Below are 18,364 nucleotides of genomic sequence, written 5' to 3' on the forward strand. Positions count from 1 at the left end.
TTAAGCGCTTCAATTATTTAAAAGCTTAAGTTATTTAAAACCCTTCTCTTTTTTAACAAGATCATAAGCTGCCTGAATTGACTGCGCTTTTTGCTTGGCAATTTCCATCATTTCTGGCGGTAACCCTTTCGCAACGAGCTTATCAGGGTGATGTTCGCTCATCAGTTTACGGTACGCTCGCTTAATTTTCGTTGGGTCATCATCCACAGAAACCCCGAGCACCTTACAAGCATCTTCCAGCGTAGGGCCATTATTTTGTTGATAATAGCCCCCTGACTGCTGCTGGGAATAACCATGACCAAACTGGCGACCGCTTTGGATCATATCCAAGAATTGCTCAAACTGAATTTTGGAGATACCCAGCTCTTCCGCAATGATAAATAGCACTTTTCTTTCGTTAGGATGTAAGGTTCCATCCGCGAAAGCCGCTTGCAATTGAATTTCCAGAAACATCTGAACAAGGTCAAAACGACCATAACAAGCCATACGTAATTGTTTAAGAACATCACGCAGTGGAAAGTCTGGGGATTTTCCTTCTCTAAAGGCTTGTTGGGCGGCTTTGCGAGTTTCTCCGTGCAGTTGCATTCTGTCCATTAGGTTCGATGCTAACTGGATATCAGTCTCGGTGACACGCCCTTTTGACTTGGTTAAATGCCCTAATATTTGAAAGGTACTTGCGAAGAAAATAATTTGTCTATCGCGCTTATTGAAGGCGCCAGCGAACTTACGTTGAGCCGAAGCCTTATCAAAACCGTGCCCAATCAGTAAGCCGGCTAATGCTCCCCAAAACCCTAAACCGGAGACAATAGCGAGTATCACCCCAATAATTTTACCCCAATAGTGCATATATCCCTCAATTCTTCAATGCTCAGAATGCAATTTTGCATTATCATACTATCCATTCTGCTTTTGTGCATAACGATAAAGAGCCTAACAAGTTGCTAACCACGTTTACGCCAGTTTTGATATTATACTGGCGAAAACGGATTGGCTAAGATAGTCTTTGAGCGTTTGCCGACTGTGCCCATTTGACGGACTCCCTATTTAATGATGAAGAAAAGTTATCCCACAATAATCGCCACCATGGTATGGGCGGCTATTTATAGCCAGCAAGCACATGCTGATCTTGCAGCACAATGTATGCTTGGAGTGCCTGTTTATGACAAACCTATTATCTCTGGTGATCCAAATAGCTTACCGATTGAAATTCAAGCTGACGATGTCACAGGGGAATACCCTAATTTTGTCGAATATACTGGTAACGTTGATATTCAGCAGGGCAACCAGACTCTCACAGCAGATAACGTTAAACTGACACAAACCCAAAAAGAGGGTGAAGAACCGGTTCGTGAAGTGACGGCGACGGGGAATGTTCATTACGATGACCCTCAAATTATCCTGAAAGGCCCTTCAGCGTGGTCAAACTTAGATAATAAAAATACTGACGTTGATGACGGTAACTACATGATGGTAGGTCGTCAAGGTCGTGGTGATGCGAAAAAAATGAAAATGCGAGGTGAAAACCGCTATTCCATTATGGAAAACGGGACTTTCACCAGTTGCTTACCAGGCAGTAATACATGGAGCGTTGCAGGCTCTGAAGTGATTATTGACCGCGAAGAAGAAGTCGCAGAAATTTGGCATGCTCGTTTCCGTATCGCAGATGTGCCTGTGTTCTATAGCCCATATATGCAGTTACCAATTGGTAGCAAACGCCGTTCTGGTTTCTTAATCCCAATGGGAAGCTATTCAAACAACGACGGATTAGAATTCACGCTGCCGTATTATTGGAACATCGCGCCAAATTACGATGCGACGATTACGCCACAATTTATGACCCACCGAGGCGTTAAATTAAATAACGAATTCCGTTATTTAATCACACCAGGTACGGGCACCATGGCATTCGACTTTATTAACCACGATCGTGCTTATATTAAAGATAAAGAAAATGGTAAGCGTGATGCGCGTGACAGCGATGACCGCTGGTTATTCTACTGGCGCCATTCAGGTACCTTTGCTCAGCACTGGAACTTTGGTGCCGACTACACCAAGGTAAGTGACCGCCAATACTTTACTGACTTTAGTTCTCAGTACGGTAGCACTACTGATGGTTATGCAACCCAAAAATTTAACGTCGGTTATTCTGATACCAATTGGAACATGAAAGTGTCTCACAAACAGTTCCAAATCTTCGTTGATGACCCGAACCGTCGTGCTTATAAAGCTGAACCGCAAATCGATTTTAACTATTACCAAAATGACGTCGGTATGTTGGATTTCCATACTTACGCACAAGCCGCTCGTTTTACCAGCGTAGGTGAAAATAACCCAGATGCGACCCGTTTGCATATTGAGCCAGAAGTCAGTATGCCTCTGTCTAACGGTTGGGCGCAAATGAACAACAGCATTAAGCTGATGGCGACGCATTACGACCAAGATATTCCTGATGTAAAACAAAATAGCGGCTTAGAAAAAAATGTCACCCGTGTGCTGCCAATGTTTAAGAGCGATGCGAAAGTGGTATTTGAACGCGACCTATTCCAAGGTAGTGATTTTGTTCAAACATTAGAGCCGCGAGTCCAGTATCTATATATTCCGTATAAAGATCAGGACAATATCAATAACTACGACTCCTCATTATTACAGTCTGACTATACAGGTTTGTTCCGCGACCGTATTTACAGTGGTTTAGACCGTATCGCTTCTGCTAACCAATTCACAACCGGTTTAACCACCCGTATTTATGATGAAAACTTAGCTGAGCGCTTCAATTTCTCCGTCGGACAGATTTACTATTTTGAACGCCCTCGTGCGGGTAACTCAAACCTGAAAATCGATGATAAGAGTGATACCGGCTCATTAATGTGGGCAACCGATGCCATGTGGCACATTGATGAAAACTGGGGTGTTCGCGGTGGCTTACAATATGACCGTCGTCTGGGTAGTGTCACCATGGGGAATGCGGTTACCGAATATCGCTTTGATGCCGATAGACTGATTCAGCTGAATTACCGTTTTGTTGACCGTGACTATATTCAAGCAACGTTCCGCCGTGAAGATACTGCGGGTGGTTATACCTACACATTACCAGAGTACCAACAAGGTATTTCACAAGTAGGTACCGTGGTGAGCTGGCCATTAAGTGATAATTGGGGCTTTGTCGGCTCTTATTATTACGATACAAAACAGCAACAATCCGCCAGCCAGCTTGTCGGATTACAATACAATGCCTGCTGCTGGGCGGTGAATTTAGGGTATGAACGTAAGATTGTGGGTTGGCAAAAAGAGAAGTTCAACAGCGAATATGACAATAAATGGTCTATCAACGTGGAACTTAGAGGCCTAAATAACAATCATAGTTTAGGTAGTCAGGAGATGTTGAAACAAGGTATTATTCCTTATCAACGTGCTTTCTGATAACAAACAACATAACGATCACGATTAGCCCGCATATGCGGAATAAAAGTCAATTTTATAGGACCATTATGAAGAATTGGAGAACGCTTATTCTGGGACTGATGTTCGCAAGCTCTGCAAGTTTAGCTGCGCCACAGCAAATGGATAAAGTGGCTGCGGTTGTCAACAACGGAGTTGTACTTGAAAGCGACGTCCAGAATATGATCAATACAGTGAAGTTGAATGCACGTAATGCAAATCAACAAGTTCCTGATGATCAAACCCTGCGCCAGCAAATCATCGACCGTTTGGTTATGGATAACATCATGTTGCAGATGGCTAACCAAATGCAGATTAATATCCCTGAAGAAGCCGTGAATGCAACTATTGCGGATATTGCTCGCCAAAACAATTTAACCTTACCGCAGATGGAAAAACGTCTGACTGCGGATGGCATCAATATGGGTAAATACCGCAGCGAAATCCGTAAGGAAATGCTGTTAGCGGAAGTGCGTAACAACGAAGTTCGCCGCCGTATCACCATTTTGCCTCAAGAAGTTGATGCATTAGCTGAGCAAATGGATTCTCAAATGAACGCCCAGAAAGGCGTAAATTTAAGTCACATTCTGATCCCTCTGCCAGAGAACCCAACGCCTGAACAGTTATCAAAAGCAGAATCGTTAGTTGATAAAATCTTAACTGACCTGAAAAAAGGCTCTGATTTCGGTAAATTAGCGATTGCTTATTCTGCTGACCCTCAAGCACTGAAAGGTGGAAACATGGGTTGGTCACGTCTGCAAGAGCTGCCAGTAGTCTTTTCTGACCAACTGAAAAACTCGAAGAAAGGCGATATCGTTGGTCCAATTCGTTCCGGTGTAGGCTTCCATATTTTACGTGTTAATGACGTCACTGGTGATACTCACCAGCCAATTTCCGTCACCGAAGTGAAAGCGCGTCATATCTTACTGAAATCATCACCAATTATGGATGATGCAACAGCAAGACAAAAACTGACTCAACTGGCTCAAGAGATCCGTAACGGCAGAATTTCATTTGAAGAAGCGGCTAAAGAGAACTCCGAAGACCCAGGTAGTGCATTAAAAGGTGGGGAATTAGGCTGGAATATGCCTGATGTTTACGATCCTGCATTCCGTGATGCACTGATGAAACTGAAAAAAGGTGAAATCAGCCAACCTGTACCTTCAAGTTTCGGCTGGCACTTAATTCAGTTAGAAGATACTCGCAGTGTCGATAAAACCGATGCCGCGAAGAAAGATCAAGCGTACCGTTTACTGTTCAATCGTAAGTTTAACGAAGAAGCGCAGACTTGGATGCAAGAACAACGCGCTGCAGCTTATGTGAATATCGTGGATGGTCGCCAAAGCCAATCTAATGATGAACAAGCAAAATAAGCCAATCGTCATCACCCCCGGTGAACCTGCCGGGGTAGGTCCAGATCTTCTGATCCAACTTGCTCAGCAGGCATGGCCTGCCGAGCTTGTGGCTTGCGCAGATCCAGACCTACTTCTTCAACGCGCTAAAACACTCAATTTACCATTAACCTTACGTGGATATGATGCAAAACAGCCACAGACTTCTGTCGCTGGACAATTGTCGATTGTTCCCGTTTCACTGAGTGTACCGGCAGAAGCTGGAAAACTCGACGTTCGTAATGGTGAATATGTTACCGAAACTTTAGCGCGCGCTTGTGATGGCTGTTTGAATGGTGAGTTTTCTGCCATCGTAACGGGGCCTGTTCACAAAGGCATTATTAATGACGCGGGTATTCCATTTAGTGGACATACCGAATTTTTCGCAGATAGAAGCCACTGCGACCGCGTTGTGATGATGCTCGCCACACAAGAATTACGTGTCGCTTTAGCGACTACGCACCTGCCGCTAAAAGATGTCTCCGAGGCAATTACCCAACAAAGCTTGCATGAAGTGATCACCATTTTACATCATGACTTGCAAACCAAGTTTGGTATTGAAAACCCGCACATTTATGTTTGTGGGCTTAACCCTCATGCCGGAGAAGGCGGACATATGGGAATGGAAGAGATTGAAACCATCATTCCAGCCCTAGAAATCTTGCGTAAACAAGGCATTACCTTAATCGGTCCTTTACCCGCAGACACGCTTTTCCAACCCAAATATTTAACTGATGCAGACGCCGTATTAGCGATGTATCACGATCAGGGGCTACCTGTGTTAAAATATCAAGGTTTTGGCAGAGCGGTAAATATTACCCTTGGTCTGCCATTTATCCGTACTTCCGTCGATCACGGCACAGCGCTTGAATTAGCAGGTACGGGTCAAGCCGATGCGGGCAGCTTCATCACCGCATTGAAATTAGCTATCCAAATGACACAAAAGAATTCATGAATAATCGAGTCCATCAGGGGCACCTTGCCCGCAAACGTTTCGGGCAGAACTTTTTAACTGACCAATTTATTATCGACAGTATTGTAGATGCAATGCACCCACAACCAGGACAAGCCATTGTAGAAATTGGTCCGGGTCTTGGTGCATTAACTGAACCTGTTGGTAGCCGCATGGATAAAATGACGGTTGTCGAACTTGACCGCGACCTTGCCGCTCGTCTGCACGTCCATCCACAACTGAAAGACAAACTGACCATCATCCAGCAAGATGCGATGACCGTAGATTTTGGTGAACTGGCGAAACAAGCTGGACAGCCAATACGCGTATTTGGTAATTTGCCTTATAACATCTCAACACCGTTGATGTTCCACCTCTTTACATTCACCAACCAAATTTCCGACATGAATTTCATGTTGCAAAAAGAAGTGGTTAATCGATTAGTAGCAGGCCCAGGAAGCAAAGCTTTCGGTCGTTTAAGCGTAATGGCGCAATATTACTGCAATGTTGTTCCTGTGCTTGAAGTCCCACCTACCGCCTTTGCGCCACCACCAAAAGTGGACTCAGCGGTAGTAAGATTGATCCCTCACAAGGAAAATCCATACCCAGTGAAGGATATTAAAGTATTGAGCCGTATTACGACTCAAGCATTTAATCAACGTCGTAAAACTATCCGCAATAGTCTTGGGGATTTATTCAGCGTTGAGCAGTTAACCGAACTGGGTATCGACCCAGGAACGCGCGCTGAAAATATCTCCGTTGAGCACTATTGTAAGATGGCAAACTATCTGTGTAATTTATCGGAATAGAGAATCTGAGGAGGCACTATGCTGAATGATCCCAATGTGAGCATCCAAGTTCAAAGTGTCTACATAGAAAGCCAATCCCAGCCCGACATTGCCCGTTTTGTCTTTGCGTATACTATTTGTATCCGCAATTTAGGGCGAATTCCTATACAGCTAATGAGCCGTTACTGGCTCATTACCAATAGTGATGGCCGTAAAACTGAAGTGCAAGGTGAAGGTGTGGTTGGTGAACAACCCGTAATCCTACCGGGCAAAGAATATCGCTATACCAGTGGTGCAATATTAGAAACGCCAATGGGTACGATGGAAGGCTATTACGTTATGCTGAGCGATCAAGGAAATCACTTTCATGTTGATATTCCTGCATTTCGTCTCGCAATCCCAACACTGATTAATTAATTATGTCCACATATATTGTAGGTGATATACACGGTTGTTATCGTGAGCTGCGAGAGCTTCTCGATAGCGTGAATTTCGATCCACAGCAAGATACATTGTGGCTAACGGGTGACCTTGTTGCTCGTGGGCCCGATTCATTGCAAGTCTTACGCTATGTGAAAAGTTTAGGCTCAGCAGCACGCCTAGTATTAGGCAACCACGACCTACATTTGATTGGCATCTACTGCAAAATCAGTCGCAATAAGCCTAAAGACCATCTTGATGAGCTACTCAATGCGCCCGATATCGATGAGTTAATCAACTGGTTACGTCGCCAACCACTTTTACAAGTCGATGAAGAGCAAAAAATGGTCATGACCCATGCTGGTATTACGCCGCAGTGGGATCTTGAAACCGCAAAAATGTGCGCTCGCGAAGTGGAAGCCGTGCTTTCTAGCGATGCATATCCGCTGTTTATTGACTCTATGTATGGCGACATGCCAAACAATTGGTCTGAAAGTTTGATGGGACTGGCGCGTTTGCGCTACAGCACCAATGCCCTCACCCGCCTGCGTTATTGTTTTCCAAATGGGCAACTGGATATGATCTGCAAAGAGAGCCCAGCTAAAGCGCCTGCGCCACTGAAGCCATGGTTTTCTCTACCAAGTCAATTCCCTGAGGATTACGCTATTTTCTTTGGCCATTGGGCATCACTGGAAGGCAAATTTACACCAGAACATGTGTATGCAATGGATACAGGCTGCTGCTGGGGAGGGGATTTAACGCTGCTTCACTGGGAAACTAAAACATTCCATAGACAGAAATCTCACCAAAAACGTCGCAAAGAGTGAGTATTTTCTCTAGAAACCAGAATGATAGATAGCAAAATGGCACCTAACAGTGCCATTTTTGTTGACTAGACCAACGACGGTTAAACGCGACGAGTCAGAACTTCAATGCAGAAACCGTGGCTATTCGCTTCGTCTGCTTCATGATATTCAGTGAAAATAGAGTCCCATTCATCAGGCTCGTAAGCAGGGAAATGGGTATCCCCAATCACTTCAGCATCCACGTGAGTCAAATAGAGCTTATTCGCCATTGGCAGGAATTGTTGGTAAACCTTACCACCACCAATCACCATAATCTCATCAGCACCTTCAACTGCCTTCGCGGCTTCTAATGCTTCTTCGACTGATTTAACCCAAATAACGCCAGTTTCAGTGCCTGCTTGACTGCTCAAAACAATGTTGACACGCTGCGGTAAAGGACGACCTAACGCTTCATAAGTCACGCGTCCCATAATCACAGGTTTATTCAATGTTTGACGCTTAAACCACGCCAAATCACCTGGTAAATTCCAAGGCATCGCATTTTCCATGCCGATAACCTGATCGAACGCCATTGCTGCGATTAAGCTAATATTCATCTAACCACCTTAGAAACGAAATATAAAAATTGTGCACACTATACGGAAACAGACATACTTCGTCGACTAAATTTAATCTTCCTTAAATACCACTCAATCCCTTATACTCGAACGACTCAAGTCAATGCACTAAACAATGTTTACAACGCTTTTAGTCCCTTATTACTCAGTTTAGTTCAACCTAAAATAAAGAGATTACATTATGTATCAGACCAGTATCATGGTCGCGACGATTGCCGCCCTTGGCATGATCTCACCGGGTCCAGATTTCTTTTTAATTATCAAGAATGCAGCGCGTTACCAACGTTCCGCAGCCATGATGACCGCCCTCGGTATTATCGTTGCTATTGCACTTCATATGTCTTACTGCGTGGCAGGGCTTGCCGTGTTGATCACCACAACACCATGGTTATTTAACATTCTTAAATATGCTGGTGCGGCGTATTTAATCTGGATTGGGATTAAAAGCCTAATGCCGCAAAAAGCTCAAAGCGTAGACTTAACTACCAATCAGCATGAGCATGTCACATTCAAAAAAGCCTTCATGCAAGGTTTCTTGTGTAACGTCTTAAATCCTAAGGCAACTTTATTCTTCTTAGCGATTTTTACTCAAGTGCTTAATGTGGATTCGACATTCTCAGAAAAGCTCTGGTTCGCCTTTATTATTTGGGGTCTTGCCGTGATTTACTGGCCAATTTTGGTGTGCTTAATTCAAAGTGCACCCGTTAGAAAAGGGCTAGCGAAAGTACAAAAATATGTGGATAAAGTCCTAGGCGTGGTGCTAGTCGCATTCGGTATACGTGTAGCATTAAGCTAATTTTTAAAGTAAAAAAGCCCGCTAATTGCGGGCTTTTTTCCAGACTTTCAATTAGTTGCTACCATCTTCAGGTGTAATAACCAACTGCCCCGCCGAGCCTAAATCTGCTTTTTCGAGGTTTTGGCTATAAAATAGGAATGGGAAATGGTTGTAAGACGGTTGTAGCATCTGCACAAGTAGCTCACAGCGCCCATTAATCCAAACGGTATCTTTCCATCCAAAGTTATCTGGCTGAGCCGGCTGCCCATTACAGTTGATCACTTTAAAGCGAACACCTTCAATGTGGAAAGATTGAGGCTGTTGGCTACTCACATTCCAACGTTCCCAACTGCCTTGGCGAGAAGTAATATCTACACGCCCCGTCTCCAATTTCACGCCATTGATACCTACAGGATCATTTAGCTGGATATCACGGTTAGTAATCGAAGAGGTAATTTGTGTCGTATCCAAGACTAATTGTTTTGGAACATCGTCCGTCACCAATGACATTAATCCCGTCGCTTTAATGGTTAATATGTTGGTGGAAATTAAATTATTCGACGGTTCAAACAACCCTTTAACGCGATCCATCAACGAAGCAGATTCCCCAGCCGTAATGGTCAGCTCAGCCGTTTTCGCCATATCAATCAGTACTTCACGGCGTTCTCCCGGCGCAAGTGAAAGTTCTTGAACGCTGGCTGGCACCGTAAGCAATCCTTGGTCTGACGCTATCATCACGAAAGGACGACCGTCGCTGATTTTCATCACATAGCGTCTGGAGTTAGAGGCATTTAATAATCGTAAACGCACCCAACCGCGAGACACTTCGATATAGGGATCTTGCACCCCGTTAACCACTAATGTATCCCCGAGGAATCCATTCTCATCCATGTGATACTCAGGAACGCCAAAATTATCCAAACGTTTATCTTGAATAATAATCGGGAAATCATCTACGCCGTAATGTTTCGGTAGACGTAACTCTTTTGTGGAATCATCATCAATGATCCACATTCCCAGTAAACCATTGTAGATTTGCTGCCCCATTTTACCTTGGGTATTCGCGTGATACCAAAGCGTGGCCGCATTTTGGCGAATAGGGATCACGGGAGACCAATCTGCATTTGGCGAAATTTGTCTCGCTGCACCGCCAATTTGCGTGCCGGGGATCTGCAACCCGCTAATCGTCATCGAAACAGCATCAGGTAATCTATTGCTATAGATTAGCTTGAGATCATCACCATTTTTTACGCGAATAGTGGGCCCTGGGTAAGAACCATTAATCCCTAAAACTTCCGCAGAATATTTACCATCAAAAGACCAATGGATTTTTTGTAATGTTAAAAAGAGTGGCTGTCCCGAACGGGATTCTAACAAGGGTGGAACAGGGAGTGCGGTCGTTCCTTCTGCACTCGCATAAGTTGATACCTGCAATAAGCACACAGCCAACCCGCTAATCAGCAATGATCGGCAACGACTGAATAACATAGATTCTCCGCTAAATAAAAACCAGCAAATTATTTTAATAAATCATTATAAATTAGTGATTTATACGAGTATTTTTAGGTATATGCTGGTAATACCACTATTTGGAATTCAATAATTTATCTTGCGACAAATTTGCGAGTCATCATATCGCGAAAGGGCATAGAATTCTAAAAATATATGTATCAATAATTGAAATATAATAAATTTGAATGGTAATAATTACAGATGGGATTAAATAACGGCAGAAATAGTGTAGTAAAAGTCTCGCAGTGAAAATAACATCGCCAGAATAACATAGTGGGAAGTTCTGAATAAACTTCCCACTATCGATACCAATTAACTTAGTAAAATCATTGAGTTTAGTAAAAGTATTGAGATTAGCGTTTATTCAACTCTTCAACTTCTTTATCTAACTCTTTGATTTTAGCTTCCATCAAGTCATGACAATATTCCGACAGCTCGCGAACCTGATCTTTAGAGTATTTCGAGGTATCAATCGGATCCAACATTTCAATAATCACATGACCATTATTCCAACGGTTCAAGCTGATTTTGTTCTGTGTGGTAGACACACACACAGGCACAATTGGTACGCCAGCAGCAATCGCAGCATGGAATGCACCCGTTTTAAATGGCAGTAAGCCACGTCCACGGCTACGTGTGCCTTCAGGAAACATCCAGACTGAAATCTTACGAGATTTAATCTGCTCAGCAACTTGGGAAATGGTGTTATGGGCTTTTGAACGGTTACCACGGTCAATCAAAATATTTCCCGTGATCCAGTATAAGAAGCCAAAGAATGGGATCAAAACAAGGCTCTTTTTACCCACGGTAACGGTTCTTGGTTGAACACCATTCGACATAGTGACCATGTCATAGTTATTTTGGTGGTTACCGATATAAATACTTGGGCCGTAATCCTTCGCTTTTTCCGGAACGCGGTCAATCATTTTAATACCGAACACATGGGACAAACGCCCAAACATACGACCAAACGTCATCACATGTCTTGGATTTCGTGGGCTAAATAGGCAGTAGATACTGCCGCCTACACACACACAAATCGTAAATATGATCACAATGATAGCTCTAATTAGCGCTAGCATAATATTCCTTAACTTATGAAAAGGGCTTTAACCAAGCCCTTGAATTATTGTTATTTTTACTCTGTATCCACAGAATCAACATCAATACGTTCAATGTTATGTAAACCACGCGGTAACGATGTTCCTTTACGTCCACGCTCTGCACGGTATTTCTGTAAGTCTTCTGATTTAAATTTCAGTTTACGCTTACCAAAATAGAGTGTGATCGAGGCTCGAGGTGGGATCACCATTAACCAAACCAGTAAGTCTTCACCACTTGCGGCTTGCGCCCCTGTGATGTTAATGATTTTATTCCCCTTCCCTTTGGATAATTGAGGGAGGTCAGACACAGGGAATAATAACATGCGACCGGCTTTCGTGATGGCTAATAACAAATCTTCTTTTTCGTTATTTAGCTCAATCGGCGCCATGACTTTTGCATTTTCAGGCAACGACATCAAAGCCTTACCGGTTTTATTCTTCGTCACCAAATCATTAAATGTGCAAATAAAACCATAACCCGCATCAGACGCCATTAAGTATTTCTGCTCTTCCGGCGCCATCAGCACATGCTCAATCGTCGCCCCAGGTGGAAGTGTTAATTTCCCGGTTAACGGCTCACCTTGACTACGTGCAGAAGGTAATTCCAGCGGGTCGACAGAATAGCTACGTCCAGTGGTATCAAGGAATACCGCCGCTTGATTAGATTTACCACGGGCAGCACCTTTGAAGCTATCCCCTGCTTTGTAGCTCAGATTACTTGGCTCGATATCATGCCCTTTCGCACTACGCACCCACCCCATGTCAGACAGGACGACAGTAATCGGCTCCGATGGCAGAATTTCATGCTCGCTAAGTGCTTTAGCTTCTTCGCGCTCTTGCAGCGGCGAACGACGATCATCACCATAAGCTTTAGCATCTGCCTGAATCTCTTTTTTAATCAAAGTATTCAGACGAGCCTCTGAGCCTAAAATTGCTTGTAACTCATCACGCTCTTTGGCTAATTCATCCTGTTCACCGCGAATTTTCATCTCTTCGAGTTTCGCTAAGTGACGCAGTTTTAATTCTAAAATCGCTTCGGCTTGGGTATCCGTAATATTAAAGCGCGACATTAAGACGGCTTTTGGCTCATCTTCATTACGAATGATTTCAATCACTTCATCGATATTCAAATAAGCGATGAGTAAACCATCCAAAATATGCAGGCGTCTTAATACTTTTTCTAAACGGTGGTTTAAGCGATTACGTACCGTCTGACGACGATACGTGATCCACTCGGTGAGGATCTCCACCAGCCCTTTCACTGCTGGACGGTTATCTAAGCCAATCATGTTTAAGTTAACACGGTAGCTTCTTTCAAGATCTGTCGTTGCAAATAAGTGGGTCATCACTTGATCGAGATCCACGCGGTTGCTGCGCGGAACGATCACTAAACGCGTTGGGTTTTCATGATCCGATTCATCACGCAGATCTTCGACCATTGGCAGCTTTTTCGCACGCATCTGGTTCGCAATCTGCTCAAGGATTTTAGCGCCGGAAACTTGATGAGGCAGCGCGGTGATTACCGCATTACCATCTTCTTTTTCCCATACCGCACGCATACGCACTGAGCCACGACCGTTTTGATAAACCTTACGGATATCTTCCGGTGAAGAGATAATTTCAGCTTCCGTTGGGTAATCAGGCCCCGGAATAAACTGCATGATCTCATCAAGATTTAACTTTGGTTTTTCCAGTAGCGCCACCAGCGCACTTGCCACTTCGCGGGCATTGTGTGGTGGAATATCGGTCGCCATACCCACGGCGATCCCCGTAGTACCATTTAATAAAATATTTGGCAGACGGGCAGGCAACATTTTCGGCTCATTTAATGTGCCGTCAAAGTTAGGTACCCAATCAACGGTACCGTGACCTAATTCGCTGAGCAGAACTTCTGCATATTTTGATAAACGAGATTCGGTATAACGCATCGCTGCGAAGGATTTCGGATCATCCGGAGCCCCCCAGTTACCTTGACCATCGACCAACGGATAACGGTAGGAGAATGGCTGCGCCATTAACACCATCGCTTCATAACAGGCGCTATCACCGTGTGGATGATATTTACCTAATACGTCACCGACGGTTCTGGCTGATTTCTTATATTTTGCCGTGTTGCTCAGCCCCAATTCGGACATGGCATACACAATTCGGCGCTGAACAGGTTTAAGTCCATCGCCGATAAATGGCAACGCTCTATCCATGATGACGTACATCGAGTAGTTCAGATAGGCGTTTTCAGTAAAGGCATGAAGCGGTAAACGCTCCACACCGTCATGAGTAATTTCACTCATTCAATACGTTCCTTACTCTTATTCATCCGATTATGATCAGACCTCAATTTCTGCCGTATCGCCTTTTTCTTGCAGCCAGTTACGACGATCTTCCGAGCGTTTTTTAGCCAGAAGCATGTCCATCTTCGACATAGTTTCTGTGTAATTATCATCATCGATAGTTAACTGAACGAGGCGGCGAGTATTTGGATCTAACGTCGTTTCACGCAATTGTGGCGGGTTCATTTCACCCAGTCCTTTAAAGCGCTGGACGTTTGGTTTTCCTTTTTTACGGCTTAATCTTTCCAGTACCGCATTTTTTTCACTTTCGTCTAATGCGTAGTAAGTCTCTTTGCCTAAATCGATACGATACAGTGGCGGCATTGCCATATAGACATGCCCCTCTTTCACCAATTTAGGGAAATGGCGCACAAACAAGGCACACAACAATGTGGCAATGTGCAGTCCATCGGAGTCCGCATCCGCGAGGATACAGACTTTTCCGTATCGTAGCTGAGAAATATCTTCGCTATCAGGATCCATACCAATCGCGACAGAAATATCGTGAACTTCTTGGGAGGCTAAAACCTCATCTGAAGAGACTTCCCACGTATTGAGGATCTTACCGCGCAGCGGCATGATGGCTTGATATTCACGATCACGCGCTTGCTTCGCCGACCCGCCCGCCGAGTCCCCTTCCACTAAGAACAGTTCTGTCATGGAGAGATCTTGAGAGCTACAATCCGCTAATTTACCCGGCAATGCTGGGCCACTCGTAAGTTTCTTACGCACCACTTTTTTCGCCGCACGCAGACGACGCTGGGCGCTAGAAATCGCCATTTCAGCCAATTGCTCAGCGACTTGGACGTTCTGATTTAGCCATAAGCTAAAGGCATCTTTCACCACGCCAGAAACAAACGCTGCACATTGACGAGAAGAAAGGCGCTCTTTCGTCTGCCCTGCAAATTGCGGATCTTGCATTTTCACCGATAAAACATAGGCGCAGCGATCCCAAATATCATCCGCAGATAACTTCACTCCGCGCGGCAAAATATTACGGAATTCACAGAATTCGCGCATCGCATCGAGTAAGCCTTGGCGTAACCCATTAACGTGAGTACCGCCTTGCGCTGTTGGGATCAAGTTAACATAACTTTCCGTCAGTAGCTCACCACCTTCAGGCAACCATAATAGCGCCCATTGAGCGGCTTCAACTTCCGCAGAGAATTCACCGGTAAACGGCTTGGCAGGCAGTGCTTCAAAGCCATCCACCGATTCCATTAAGTAGTCGGTTAACCCATCGCTGTAGCACCAGCTTTGCTCAGTTTCATTGAGCAGATCCTTAAACGTAATTTGTACGCCAGGGCATAAAACGGCTTTAGCTTTTAAGTTATGCGTTAAACGCGAAACAGAGAAACGCGGGCTATCAAAATAGCTTTCATCAGGCCAGAAATGGACACTGGTTCCGGTGTTACGTTTGCCACAAGTACCAATGACTTGTAAATCTTCGACTTTTTCGCCATTTTCAAACGCAATTTGATAAACCTGACCATCACGGCGAACCGTGACTTCAATACGCTTTGATAACGCATTGACCACGGAGATACCTACACCGTGCAAACCACCCGAAAATTGATAGTTTTTATTGGAGAATTTTCCCCCTGCATGCAGTTGCCCTAAAATCAGCTCAACCGCGGAGACTTTCATTTCTGGGTGGATATCAACAGGCATACCACGCCCATCATCAATCACTTCGAGGGATTGATCAGGGTATAAAATCACTTGGATGTGTCCGGCATGTCCAGCTAAGGCTTCATCGACACTGTTATCAATTACTTCTTGAGCCAAATGGTTCGGTCGGCTGGTGTCGGTATACATGCCAGGACGACGGCGAACAGGCTCCAAACCACTGAGAACTTCAATGTCCTCTGCGTTATAACTAGATTGAGTCATGTTGTCATTCTGCGGTAATAGATGATTAATTGAACTATACCCTAAATAATTCAAGAAGATTGGGGTTATTCAATCAGTAGATTACTGTTGATAATAACAGTGTATTGGCGTTTTCGCACTATTTCTCTGCGTTATCAACCAGAGACAAAAAGCGAATGATCTGCGGGAAATAACGTTCAAACCCAGCAAATGCATGATCCCCATCCGGTTCCACCGTTTGCTTACACTCTGAAAGATAGGCAACGGCTTGACGATAATCAAGTACCTCGTCCCCCATTTGCTGCAATAACCAAAGTAAGTTTGGCGAACGTATCTTTTCGAGATGCAGAGCCTTCAACTCATGCATATGTTTGGGTTCTAACACATACGTTTCATGGGTATATGGATTGGTGTTTTCTCCAAGATAGTCACTGAGTAAATCAAACGGGCTCACCGCCGGATTCACTAATACTGCGGGAATTTGATAACGCTCAGAAAAATAAATGGAGAAATAACCACCCAGTGAGGAACCCACTAAACCGATTGTTTCATGCTGATGTTCCGCAAGGATATCATCGAGTAGCTTAGCTGCTTGCTGAGGAAAATTAGGCAATTGCGGAACAATCATGTTGATCTGAGGATAATGCTCTGCCAACCACTGTTTCAGATTATTCGCTTTCTCAGACAGTGGTGAGCTATTAAACCCGTGGATATACAGTAATGTTGCCATTAGTAACCATCTGAGTCAAAGTCAGGGCTAAATTCCTGAGTATTTAAACGATAAACTTGGGTTTCAATCACTTTTTCCCCTTGCTCATTCACCGTTAGCTCCAGATAGCGCCAGCCCGGAGCAACCGTATCTAAAGCAAAATTGGTGCAGTGAGGCTTGAACTGTACACAGGTCGATGGTGTTGCTAATAAACGGATACCGTGCCAATTCTCATCCATCTCTTGGTGAATATGCCCACACAGCATCGCTTTCACATTAGGGTAGTTTTTAAGATAGTCCGCCAAAATATGTGAATTTCGTAAACTGTGCTGATCTAACCAAGTGCAGCCAGAAGGTAATGGATGATGATGCAGCATAATCAGTGTCGTGCGTGTCGGCTGCTCGTCTAAACACTGTTTCATCCATTCCAGTTGCTGCTCAGAAAGCTCACCGTGAGCAACATCTTGTAATTGGCTATCTAGCATTAAAATTTGCCAGTCATCACCAATAAAGACCTGCTTCGCACTCGAAATACCGGCAATTTTTAAGGTGCCTACCATCGCGGGGGGATAATCATGATTTCCCGGTAGCCAAACGCAAGGTGCAGGAATACGCTCAATCCCAGCCGCAAAATGTTGATAGGCCTTAGGTGATTAGTCTTGAACGAGATCCCCTGTGGCGACGATTAAATCGACAGGTAAGTTTTGTTCTGCAATCGCATCAAGTACCGCCTGATAGCTTCGGTAAGTATTGATCCCTAAAAGGGTGTTTTCCGTATCAGCAAAAAGATGCGTATCAGTAACTTGTAATATTCTAATAACTTTAGGGTTATTAGCAGTCACTTTAAGCTGGCTGTCCAAAGTCTTCCTTTTTCCTTAAAAATAGCGCTAAGTATTATCACATAAACCATGAAGTGCGTAGGTCACTGATTTTAACCTAACTATCCATTAAATATCTGCTAATCAGCACACACTTCACTAGATTAATGGTTATTTAAATCAGTTTCACCCATTTTTCATGCAGCTTTTGATGATTCAATTGTAGCCATTGAATGGCAATCACGGTGGCCGCATTATCAATTTTACCCTCTTCAACCCATTGATAAGCTTGCTCTCGGCTCACTACATGCACTCGAATATCTTCATTTTCCGAGGCCAAGCCATGAATGCCTTTTGCCAACGAACTATCGACCTCTCCAACAAAAACATGAATCCGCTCGCTAGTGCCTCCAGGGCTTGATAAATAGCTAATCGATTTTTCTATACGTCCAATGGTGAGACCCGCTTCTTCCGTTGATTCGCGGCGAACCACCTCTTCGGGGGATTCATTCTCTTCTATCATTCCCGCCACTATCTCTAGCAACCATGGCGTTTCGCTTGATTCGAAAGCAGGGAATCGAATTTGCTCGATTAACACAACATTATCGGTTTGTGGATCATAAGGCAGTATTGCCCCCGCATGCCCTCTTTCAAACACTTCGCGAACAATTTCTTTACTCCAGCCACCTTCAAATAATCGATGTTTAAATCGGTATTCAATCATTTGAAAAAAACCGTTAAATAATTTACGCTTAGATATAATTTCAATATCATTTTTACTGTATTTAATCGGGTTTTCGATTTTATTATTCATTGATAGTCTCCTAATCCCT

At 44.0% G+C, this 18,364-nt stretch carries 11 protein-coding genes and 5 pseudogenes; 7 read left to right on the top strand and 9 right to left on the bottom strand.

Annotation, left to right across the window (positions count from 1 at the left end; all coding sequences use genetic code 11):
- Positions 1-30: 30 nt before the first annotated feature.
- Positions 31-846 (bottom strand): co-chaperone DjlA, encoded by an 816-nt coding sequence (gene djlA, locus GKR74_RS09430; RefSeq protein WP_132496534.1) that lies wholly within the window; start codon positions 844-846, stop codon positions 31-33.
- 204 nt (positions 847-1,050) lie between these two features.
- Here djlA and lptD point away from each other — a divergent pair.
- From lptD to apaH, 6 genes and pseudogenes are all read left to right on the top strand, one after another.
- Positions 1,051-3,423, top strand: a pseudogene (gene lptD / locus GKR74_RS09435) (LPS assembly protein LptD).
- Positions 3,424-3,488: 65 nt separating this feature from the next.
- A complete protein-coding gene (surA, locus tag GKR74_RS09440; protein ID WP_036956295.1) occupies positions 3,489-4,811 on the top strand; it encodes a peptidylprolyl isomerase SurA in 1,323 nt (440 codons plus the stop codon).
- Positions 4,792-5,841, top strand: a pseudogene (pdxA, locus tag GKR74_RS09445) (4-hydroxythreonine-4-phosphate dehydrogenase PdxA). Before surA ends, pdxA begins: the two are co-directional and overlap by 20 nt.
- Positions 5,781-6,590 carry a 16S rRNA (adenine(1518)-N(6)/adenine(1519)-N(6))-dimethyltransferase RsmA gene (gene rsmA / locus GKR74_RS09450; RefSeq protein WP_036956293.1) on the top strand — a complete coding sequence of 270 codons (810 nt, stop codon included), beginning with the start codon at positions 5,781-5,783 and terminating at the stop codon, positions 6,588-6,590. The pseudogene pdxA and the gene rsmA overlap by 61 nt, the downstream one beginning before the upstream one ends.
- An 18-nt stretch (positions 6,591-6,608) precedes the next feature.
- The gene (gene apaG, locus GKR74_RS09455; protein ID WP_036956291.1) at positions 6,609-6,986 is read left to right on the top strand and encodes a Co2+/Mg2+ efflux protein ApaG; all 378 of its coding nucleotides are present in this window, start codon (positions 6,609-6,611) and stop codon (positions 6,984-6,986) included.
- A 2-nt stretch (positions 6,987-6,988) separates the two neighbouring features.
- Positions 6,989-7,885, top strand: a pseudogene (gene apaH / locus GKR74_RS09460) (bis(5'-nucleosyl)-tetraphosphatase (symmetrical) ApaH).
- 11 nt (positions 7,886-7,896) lie between these two features.
- Here the strand turns inward: apaH and folA are convergent.
- On the bottom strand, positions 7,897-8,391 hold the full coding sequence (gene folA / locus GKR74_RS09465) for a type 3 dihydrofolate reductase (protein WP_036956287.1): 495 nt from the start codon (positions 8,389-8,391) through the stop codon (positions 7,897-7,899).
- A 202-nt stretch (positions 8,392-8,593) separates the two neighbouring features.
- Between folA and GKR74_RS09470 the strand changes: the two genes are divergently transcribed.
- Complete coding sequence (locus GKR74_RS09470) at positions 8,594-9,208, top strand: LysE family transporter (protein ID WP_154603380.1); 615 nt, start codon at positions 8,594-8,596, stop codon at positions 9,206-9,208.
- 51 nt (positions 9,209-9,259) lie between these two features.
- Here GKR74_RS09470 and ftsP read toward each other — a convergent pair whose 3' ends face one another.
- The 7 genes and pseudogenes from ftsP to nudF all read right to left on the bottom strand — a co-directional run bounded on the left by ftsP (position 9,260) and on the right by nudF (position 18,345).
- Positions 9,260-10,675, bottom strand: coding sequence for a cell division protein FtsP (gene ftsP, locus GKR74_RS09475; protein ID WP_154603381.1), 1,416 nt, complete (start codon positions 10,673-10,675; stop codon positions 9,260-9,262).
- A gap of 377 nt (positions 10,676-11,052) precedes the next feature.
- A complete protein-coding gene (locus GKR74_RS09480; protein WP_154603382.1) occupies positions 11,053-11,781 on the bottom strand; it encodes a 1-acylglycerol-3-phosphate O-acyltransferase in 729 nt (242 codons plus the stop codon).
- 56 nt (positions 11,782-11,837) lie between these two features.
- Complete coding sequence (gene parC / locus GKR74_RS09485; protein ID WP_154603383.1) at positions 11,838-14,093, bottom strand: DNA topoisomerase IV subunit A; 2,256 nt, start codon at positions 14,091-14,093, stop codon at positions 11,838-11,840.
- Positions 14,094-14,123: 30 nt separating this feature from the next.
- Positions 14,124-16,025, bottom strand: a pseudogene (parE, locus tag GKR74_RS09490) (DNA topoisomerase IV subunit B).
- A 118-nt stretch (positions 16,026-16,143) separates the two neighbouring features.
- Positions 16,144-16,734 carry an esterase YqiA gene (yqiA, locus tag GKR74_RS09495; RefSeq protein ID WP_154603384.1) on the bottom strand — a complete coding sequence of 197 codons (591 nt, stop codon included), beginning with the start codon at positions 16,732-16,734 and terminating at the stop codon, positions 16,144-16,146.
- Positions 16,734-17,573, bottom strand: a pseudogene (gene cpdA, locus GKR74_RS09500) (3',5'-cyclic-AMP phosphodiesterase). Before cpdA ends, yqiA begins: the two are co-directional and overlap by 1 nt.
- A gap of 133 nt (positions 17,574-17,706) precedes the next feature.
- Entirely contained in the window at positions 17,707-18,345 is a 639-nt protein-coding gene (gene nudF, locus GKR74_RS09505; protein WP_154603385.1) for an ADP-ribose diphosphatase, read from the bottom strand.
- Positions 18,346-18,364 lie beyond the last annotated feature (19 nt).

Source organism: Providencia sp. wls1914, assembly GCF_009706645.1.
Classification (GTDB): Bacteria; Pseudomonadota; Gammaproteobacteria; order Enterobacterales; family Enterobacteriaceae; genus Providencia; species Providencia zhijiangensis.